Annotated in this window: 7 protein-coding genes and 1 riboswitch; of the genes, 5 read left to right on the top strand and 2 right to left on the bottom strand. The window is 67.0% G+C overall.

The window, feature by feature from the left end:
- From HUU95_RS03705 to HUU95_RS03685, 5 genes are all read left to right on the top strand, one after another.
- On the top strand, positions 1-854 hold an 854-nt coding region (locus tag HUU95_RS03705), incomplete at its 5' end, for a MipA/OmpV family protein (protein ID WP_254602600.1).
- Positions 855-1,038: 184 nt separating this feature from the next.
- Positions 1,039-2,067, top strand: coding sequence for a ferritin-like domain-containing protein (locus HUU95_RS03700; RefSeq protein WP_174278869.1), 1,029 nt, complete (start codon positions 1,039-1,041; stop codon positions 2,065-2,067).
- A 23-nt stretch (positions 2,068-2,090) separates the two neighbouring features.
- Positions 2,091-3,116: a ferritin-like domain-containing protein gene (locus tag HUU95_RS03695; protein WP_174278868.1), complete on the top strand. Its 1,026-nt coding sequence runs from the start codon at positions 2,091-2,093 to the stop codon at positions 3,114-3,116.
- A gap of 116 nt (positions 3,117-3,232) precedes the next feature.
- A riboswitch (TPP riboswitch) is annotated at positions 3,233-3,324 on the top strand.
- Between the two features lie 51 nt (positions 3,325-3,375).
- Complete coding sequence (thiC, locus tag HUU95_RS03690; protein WP_174278867.1) at positions 3,376-5,223, top strand: phosphomethylpyrimidine synthase ThiC; 1,848 nt, start codon at positions 3,376-3,378, stop codon at positions 5,221-5,223.
- Between the two features lie 3 nt (positions 5,224-5,226).
- A complete protein-coding gene (locus HUU95_RS03685) occupies positions 5,227-5,943 on the top strand; it encodes an HNH endonuclease (protein WP_174278866.1) in 717 nt (238 codons plus the stop codon).
- 21 nt (positions 5,944-5,964) lie between these two features.
- Here HUU95_RS03685 and HUU95_RS03680 read toward each other — a convergent pair whose 3' ends face one another.
- Positions 5,965-7,125: a Fic family protein gene (locus tag HUU95_RS03680; protein ID WP_174278865.1), complete on the bottom strand. Its 1,161-nt coding sequence runs from the start codon at positions 7,123-7,125 to the stop codon at positions 5,965-5,967.
- An 84-nt stretch (positions 7,126-7,209) separates the two neighbouring features.
- Positions 7,210-7,908 carry an endonuclease III domain-containing protein gene (locus HUU95_RS03675; protein ID WP_174278864.1) on the bottom strand — a complete coding sequence of 233 codons (699 nt, stop codon included), beginning with the start codon at positions 7,906-7,908 and terminating at the stop codon, positions 7,210-7,212.
- Positions 7,909-8,013 lie beyond the last annotated feature (105 nt).

The raw sequence follows: 8,013 nt of genomic DNA, 5'->3' as shown, positions 1-8,013 counted from the left end.
CCGCCGCGGCGCTCGCCGCGGCCGCCATTGCCGCTCCCGCGTTCGCTCAGGATGCCGGCGGCGCACCGCCGGCCGGTGGGGCGGCCACCGCTGCACCGGGTGGCGACTCGCTCACGATCGGCGCGGGGGCGGCCTATCTGCCCGACTATGAAGGCTCCGATCACTACAAGGTCACGCCGGTGCCCGGCGCGGTCGGCTCGTACAAAGGCTTCGGCTTCCAGCTTGCGGGCAACCGGCTGTCGATCGACGCGATCCCCACCAAGCCCGGCCCGGGCTGGGCGGTCGAGCTGGGGCCGGAGGGGGTCGTCAACTTCAACCGGCACTCGTCCAGCAGCGTCAACGATCCGCGGGTCAAGGCGCTGGGCGGGGTCGGCACCGCGATCGAGCTGGGCGGCTATGGCGGCATTGGCCGCACCGGCGTGATCACCAGTCCGTATGATCGGCTGTCGGCCACCGTCTCCTACCGGTACGATGTCAACGGGGTGCACCGCAGCGGCATCCTGTCCCCGTCGATCAGCTATCTGACGCCGCTCAGCCGCAAGGCGCTGGTCGGCTTCTTCGCCTCCGGGGAGCATGTCGAGCGTGGCTATGCGCAGACCTATTACTCGGTCTCGGCCGCGCAGTCCGCGGTCTCGGGCCTGCCGATCTATCAGGCGCGCAAGGGCTGGAAGAGCTATTCGCTGGGCGTGCTTGCCGCGCACTCGGTCACCGGCGATCTGCTGCACGGGTTCAAGATCGTCGGCGGCGGCACCTATTCGCGGCTGCTGAACGGCTTCAGCGATGCCCCGATCACCCGGATCGCCGGACGGCCCAGCCAGTGGCTCGGCACGCTGGGCCTCGCCTATACCTTCTGAATACGGCGGACGTCGGCCTTCGCCGTTGTCTCATCGGCATGGCACGCGGGTGCTGATCGCTCCGGTACGACATGGATTAAGCAGAAAACCGGCAACTTACCGACACCCGTCGGAGTTACCAACTTCAATACCGGCCATTCGGGCCGCGATAAGGGGCGTGTCGCCCCAATCCTGGAGGGCCAGCATGAACGACCAGACGGATTTCATCGAGGTGTTCGATGCTCGCGCCCGGCGCCGGTCGGAACGGCGCGACCTGTTCAAGGCGGTGCTGGGCACGGCCGCGGTCGGCGTCGGGGCCTTCGCCCTCGCGTCCCCCGCCGCCGCGCAGACGGTGACGGACAGCGACATCCTCAATTTCGCGCTCAACCTCGAATATCTGGAAGCGCAGTTCTACATCTACGCGTACACGGGCGCGGGCCTTCCCGCCGCGCAGCAGACCGGCACCGGCACGCAAGGCGCCGTGGTCGTCACGGGTGCCACCGCGCAGCCGCGTAAGGTCGATTTCTCGGGTGAGCCGCTGATCGGCCAATATGCGCGCGAGATCGCCGCGGACGAGGCGGCGCACGTCGCTTTCCTGCGGACGGCGCTCGGCACGGCCACGGTGGCTCAGCCCGCCCTCAACATCTCGGGTGATGCCAACGGCGCTTTCACCGCCGCGGCGCGCGCGGCCGGCATCGCCACGGTGGACGGCACCGCGACCGGCGCGCAGAGCAACACGGGCACGTTCGATCCGTACAGTTCGCCGCTCGCCTTCCTGCTTGGCGCGTTCATCTTCGAGGATGTGGGCGTCACCGCCTATAAGGGCGCCTCGCCACTGATCACCAACAACATCTTCCTTGACGCGGCCGCCGGCATCCTGGCGACCGAGGCGTTCCACGCTGGCATCATCCGCGGGTCGCTCTATGCTCGCGGCGTTGCCGCGCCCGCGTTGCGGACGGCGGCCGACAAGATCTCGGACGCGCGCGACGGGATCGACGGCACGTCCGACGACGATCAGGGCATCTCGCCCGTCACCGTGTCGCTCAACACCGCCAGTGGCGCGAACAGCGGGACGGCCTCCAACTTCGTGCCGACCGATGGCAACGGCATCGTCTATAGTCGGTCGACGGGCCAGGTGCTCAACATCGTGTACCTGAACCGGAACACGGTGACGATGGGTGGCTTCTTTCCCGCCGGCACGAACGGCAACATCCGCAGCTCAGCCGCCAATTGATCCGTCCTCCGGGAGTAGCCACCATGCGTCACGAACAAGCCATTCTCGACGTGCTCGACCGGGCGGAAAACCAGCGTCGCGCCCGTCGCACCTTTATCCGCATGTGCGGGGGCGCCGCCGTGATGGCGGGCCTCCTCGCCGCGTGCAAGGACGACGACGACAACGTCTCCGCCCCTTCGGTCGGCGCCAGCACGGGTACGTCGGCGATCACCGATCCCGACATCCTCAACTTCGCGCTCAACCTCGAATATCTTGAGGCGAACTACTACACCTACGCCGTCACCGGGGTCGGGATCGCCGCCTCGTTGCAGACCGGCACGGGGACGCAAGGGGCCGTGATCACCGGCAGCGGCACGGGTGCCGCCCGCGCGGTGTCCTTCAGCGATGCGGTGGTCGCGCAATATGCCCGCGAGATCGCCGGCGACGAGATCGCGCACGTCACGTTCCTGCGCAGCCAGCTCGGCGGCTCGGCGGTGGCGCAACCCGCGATCAACCTGTCCGGCAGCGCCAGCGTGTCGATCCCGTCGGGCGGCACGGCGGTGGGCGCCTTTACCGCGGCGGCACGAGCGGCCGGCGTGATCGGGGCCAACGACCTGTTCGATCCCTTCCTGAACGACACCAATTTCCTGATCGGCTCGTATTTGCTGACCGACGTCGGCGTGAGCGCCTATCGCGGCTCGGCCAGGCTCATCACCAACAAGACCTTTCTGGAAGCATCGGCGGGCATCCTGGCGGTCGAGGCCTATCATGACGGCGTGATCCGCTCGACGCTCTATGCGCGTGGCGTGACGGACGCGACCATCTATCCGAACATCACCAAGATCTCGAATTCGCGCGACTCCCTCGACGGATCGACCGATCTCGATCAGGATATCGGCACGGCCACCACCGCCAATCTGGTGCCCACCGATGCAAACAGCCTAACGCTGGGCCGCACCGCGTCGCAGGTGCTCAATGTCGTCTACCTCAACGCGGCCGCGGTCGCGGGCGGGGGCTTCTTCCCCGCCGGCGTCAACGGCACGATCCGATCGAGCGCGGCGCAGGCCTGAACCGGCGTACAGCGTCGTCGATGAAGGGCCGGGCGGCAGCGTCCGGCCCTTTTTCTTGTCCGATCGCTCACCCAAATCACTGGACGCGCGCCGGCGGCCCGCCTAGCGTCAGGCCATCCCCGGGGAACCGCTGTGTGGCGGTCGAGAGGCGCGAGGCGATCGCGCGACCCGCCGAACCTGATCCGGTTGACACCGGCGGAGGGAGGGAGCGGCGCCCGGCCTGGGCCTCGTCCTCGCTTCGATGTTGGAGCGATGACCCATGGCCGACATGCCTTCCCGCGTCGAGATCGGCGTCACCACCGGCCCGATCCGGGGCAGCCGCAAGATCGGCGTCGGCCCGCTCAACGTGAAGATGCGCGCGATCGACCTCGATCCGTCATGCGGCGAGCCGCCGCTCCACGTGTACGACACGTCCGGTCCCTATACCGATCCGGCGGCGCGGATCGATATCGGCGCGGGCCTGCCGCAACGCCGCCGCGCCTGGATCGAGGCGCGCGGCGATGTCGAAAGCTATGAACGCCGCGAGACCCGGCCCGAGGATAATGGCCAGCTCGGCCCCGATCGCTCGGGGGGCGTCCAGCCCTTTCCCAATGTGGTCCGCCGTCCCCTCCGCGCGCGCGCCGGCGCGAACGTCAGCCAGATGCACTATGCGCGGGCCGGCATCATCACGCCCGAGATGGAATATGTCGCGATCCGCGAGAATCTCGGCCGCGACATGCTCAAGGATCACGTCCGCGATGGCGAGAGCTTCGGCGCCGCCATTCCCGACCACGTCACCGCCGAATTCGTCCGCGACGAGATCGCGCGCGGCCGCGCGATCATCCCCAACAACATCAACCATCCCGAATCCGAGCCGATGGCGATCGGCCGCAACTTCCTGGTCAAGATCAACGCCAATATCGGCAACAGCGCGGTCGCCAGCAACGTGGCGGCGGAGGTCGACAAGCTCGTTTGGTCGATCCGCTGGGGCGCCGACACCGTCATGGACCTGTCGACCGGGCGCAACATCCACGACACGCGCGAATGGATCATCCGCAACTCGCCCGTGCCGATCGGCACCGTGCCGATCTACCAGGCGCTGGAAAAGGTCGGCGGCATCGCCGAGGAGCTGACCTGGGAGATCTTCCGCGACACGCTGATCGAGCAGGCCGAGCAGGGCGTCGACTATTTCACCATCCACGCCGGCGTCCGCCTGCCCTATATCCCGCTGACCGCGAAGCGCGTCACCGGCATCGTGTCGCGCGGCGGCTCGATCATGGCGAAATGGTGCCTGTCGCACCACAAGGAGTCGTTCCTTTACGAGCGGTTCGACGAGATCACCGAGATCATGCGCGCGTATGACATCGCCTACAGCCTGGGCGACGGCCTGCGCCCCGGCAGCATCGCCGACGCCAATGACGAGGCGCAGTTCGCCGAGCTCTACACGCTGGGCGAGCTGACCCACCGCGCCTGGGCGAGCGACGTCCAGGTGATGATCGAAGGCCCCGGCCACGTGCCGATGCACAAGATCAAGGAGAATATGGACAAGCAGCTCCAGGTCTGCGGCGAGGCGCCCTTCTACACGCTCGGGCCGCTGACCACCGACATCGCGCCCGGTTACGACCATATCACCAGCGGCATCGGCGCGGCGATGATCGGCTGGTACGGCACGGCGATGCTCTGCTATGTCACGCCCAAGGAGCATCTGGGCCTGCCCGACCGCGACGACGTCAAGGTCGGCGTCGTCACCTACAAGCTCGCCGCCCACGCCGCCGATCTGGCGAAGGGACACCCCGCCGCCAAGCTGCGCGACGACGCGCTATCGCGGGCGAGGTTCGAGTTCCGCTGGCGCGACCAGTTCAACCTGTCGCTCGACCCCGACACGGCGGAATCCTACCACGACCAGACGCTGCCGGCGGAGGGCGCCAAGACCGCCCATTTCTGCTCGATGTGCGGCCCCAAATTCTGCTCGATGAAGATCACGGCGGAAGTGCGGGAGTTCGCGGCCAAGCAGAACGCCCCGGTGGAGACGTTCGTCGCGGCGCAGGACGCCGAGGCGGGGATGGCCGGGATGAGCGAGATGTTCCGCGCGCACGGCGGGGAGGTTTACCTGCCGGCGGCGGAGTGAGCGATGCCAACCTTCACCGCTCGGCATGTCCGGGAAGCTTTCGCCGCAATCCGACAGCATTACATTCCAGATGGGTTTGGTCCTTCTACCAAGTGGGACATTGTTGACGGAGCTACAGAAGAGCGTTTCCCACCAAAAGCCGTACTTTTCCTCGCCAAAAACTTTGCAGGCGATGATTCCCATTCTGGTGGTGGTGGAGATCGCGGTACTAACAATGCGCTGCGCGAACGTGGTTTTAGTGTTGTTCTCAAAGAACGACTGGAAAACTCCCGAGAGGTCGAGGATATCGAGGCCGTTCTGGCTTCACAGGCCGATCCGACGATGAAGAAGCAACTCGTCAACGCGCGCTTGGGTCAAGGTGGTTTTCGAGAAGCGCTGCTAGAAATTTGGTCAGGTAAATGCGCGCTGACCGGCCTGGCATTAGAGCCGGTGCTTCGTGCGTCTCACATTAAGCCGTGGCGGGACGCGGATAACAGGGAACGACTAGATCCCGCCAACGGGTTGCTTCTCGCTGCCAGCGTCGACGCGCTGTTTGATCGCAACCTCATCTCCTTCGACGATCAGGGATTTCTGCTGGTTCACTCGACTGTCGAGCGTAGCTCGCTTAGCCGGATCGGCTTGCAAACCGGGATGCGCGTCGCGTTAACGGATGAAAACCGTGTTTATTTGCGATGGCATAGAGCCAAATGTAAGACACAGGGCAGCCTTTCTCTGCTCTAGATTGCCAAGTCCCACATCGCTTCACCCCACCCCCAACGCCTCCAGCACGCCCGGAAACCGTATCCGCTTCGGGTAGCTGCCCGGCACCTCCTCCGCCACGCCATGCGCGACCAGCTCGGCGATGTTGTTCGCCGCACCCGCATAGGTCACGCCCAACGCCTCCGCGATGTTGGTCACCGACCGCACCGGCTGCTCCAGCGCCAAGTCGACGATCCGCAGCAGCAGCGCCGAGCGGCGCGCGGTCTGGAACCGCTCGCGCCAGCCGCGCTGCAGCTCCTGCAGCCGTTCCACCACCGCGATCGTCTCGCCGGCGGACTCGGCCACCGCCGTCAGGAAGAACGCGATCCACGGCTCCCACGCGCCACGCTGCGGCACCGCGTACATGAGGTCGATGTAGCGGTCCTTGTGCCGCTCCAGCCAGGGACTCATGTAGAGCAGTGGCTGCGGCAACGTGCCGTTGTCGATCAGCATCAGCGCGATCAGCATGCGGCCGACGCGGCCGTTGCCGTCGGCGAAAGGGTGGATCGCCTCGAACTGGGAATGGGCGAACGCCGCGTCGATCAGCGGCGACGCTTGCGCGCGATCCTCGCGGTTGACGAAGCCGAACAGCGCGTCGAGCGCGTCTGGGGTGTCGGCGGGCGGCGCTGGGATGAACCGAGCGGTGTCGATTCGGCCCGAGCCGCCGATCCAGTTCTGATCGCGCTTCAGTTCGCCAGCCTCGACCCGCGCGCCGCGATGTCGTGCCACGCCAGTCAGCAACCGGGCATGCGCCTCGCGCAGCAGCCGGGTTGAGATCGGCAGCCGCTCAAGCCCGGCAATCGCGCTCTCCAGCGCACGCACATAATTCAACACTTCACGGGTGTCGCCGCGCGTCGCCACCTCGCTCGCGCCCGCTTCCAGCAGGAAGAGGTCGGTCAGCGTCGTGTACGTGCCTTCCATGCTGGACGACGACACCGCCTCGCGGCGCTGTAGTGGCCGGACGAGCAGCAGCGGATTGGGCACCGTCCGTCCGATGCCCTTCAGCTCGCCGACGGCTTGCGTAGCGCGGGTCAGCTCGGGAAGGATCGCACCGAAGTCGATCGGCCGACGAGGGGGCAGGGGGTCCGGTACAAAGGCGCGACGGTCCTCGATCGTCGGCACAAGCCGGCCGGTGGCAGCGGCCCCGAAGCCGTTCCTGTTCATGCAACGGATGTATAAGGTCGGTATGGCAGTTTCAACGAAAACGGCCTTTTGTATAAAGTGGAGGGGTTAGCTTCAACATCGGTATCAAGTCGGGTCGCGCTTTCCTGATCGTTTGCCAGCAGTCGCGCACAAATCCGCTAGCGGGCACGCCTCGCAGCGCGGTACGTCCCACCGGCACACCTCCTGCCCCAGCCGCTTCAACTGGAGGTGGAATGCCAGGAAGTCGTCACCCGACCAGTCCGGCATCGCCGCCGTCACCGCCTCACTCCCGGCCCGGGAGTCGGCGACGGGGCCGACCGCGCCGGCTCGCGCGAGCACGCGCAGCACGTGGGTGTCGACGATCATCACCGGGCGGCCGAGCGTGCTCGCGTTCAGCGTCGACGCCGACACCTTGCGCGCGACGCCGGGCAGCCGTTCCAGCCAGGCGAGCGCGTCATCGAGCGGGCGAGTGGCGAGGTGGGCGAGCGCGAACCCGCCATCGCTCGCTTCAATCAGGCGTAACGCGGCGACCAACCGCATCGCCTTCGCGTCGGCGAAGGTCACGTCGCCGATCAGCCGTTCCACCTCGGCCGGCTCGGCGCGCGCGATCCCGGCGGCGGCGCCGAAGCGCTCGCCCAGCCGGCGATACGCCGCGATCGACACCGCGTCGCGCGTGCGCGCGCTGATCATCGACTTGACCAACTGCCCTACCGGCGTGCGCCGCCGCGCCGGCAGCGCGACCGGGGCCAGCCGGCCTTGCCACGGCCGCAGGTCGGGCGCCGCGAAGGCGAAGGCTGGTTGCACGTCCACAGCGTAGAACAGAACGGCAACTTGGCAAGGCATTTGGCCTCACCGCCACCACTCCAGCACCAGTGGCCATCCGCTCGCCGGCGCCGTGCGCGACGGCTC

The organism is Sphingomonas bacterium (assembly GCF_903643065.1).
Classification (GTDB): domain Bacteria; phylum Pseudomonadota; class Alphaproteobacteria; order Sphingomonadales; family Sphingomonadaceae; genus Sphingomonas.
Note: the sequence above shows the minus strand (reverse complement) of the source record. Positions and strands in the feature narration are given on the sequence as shown.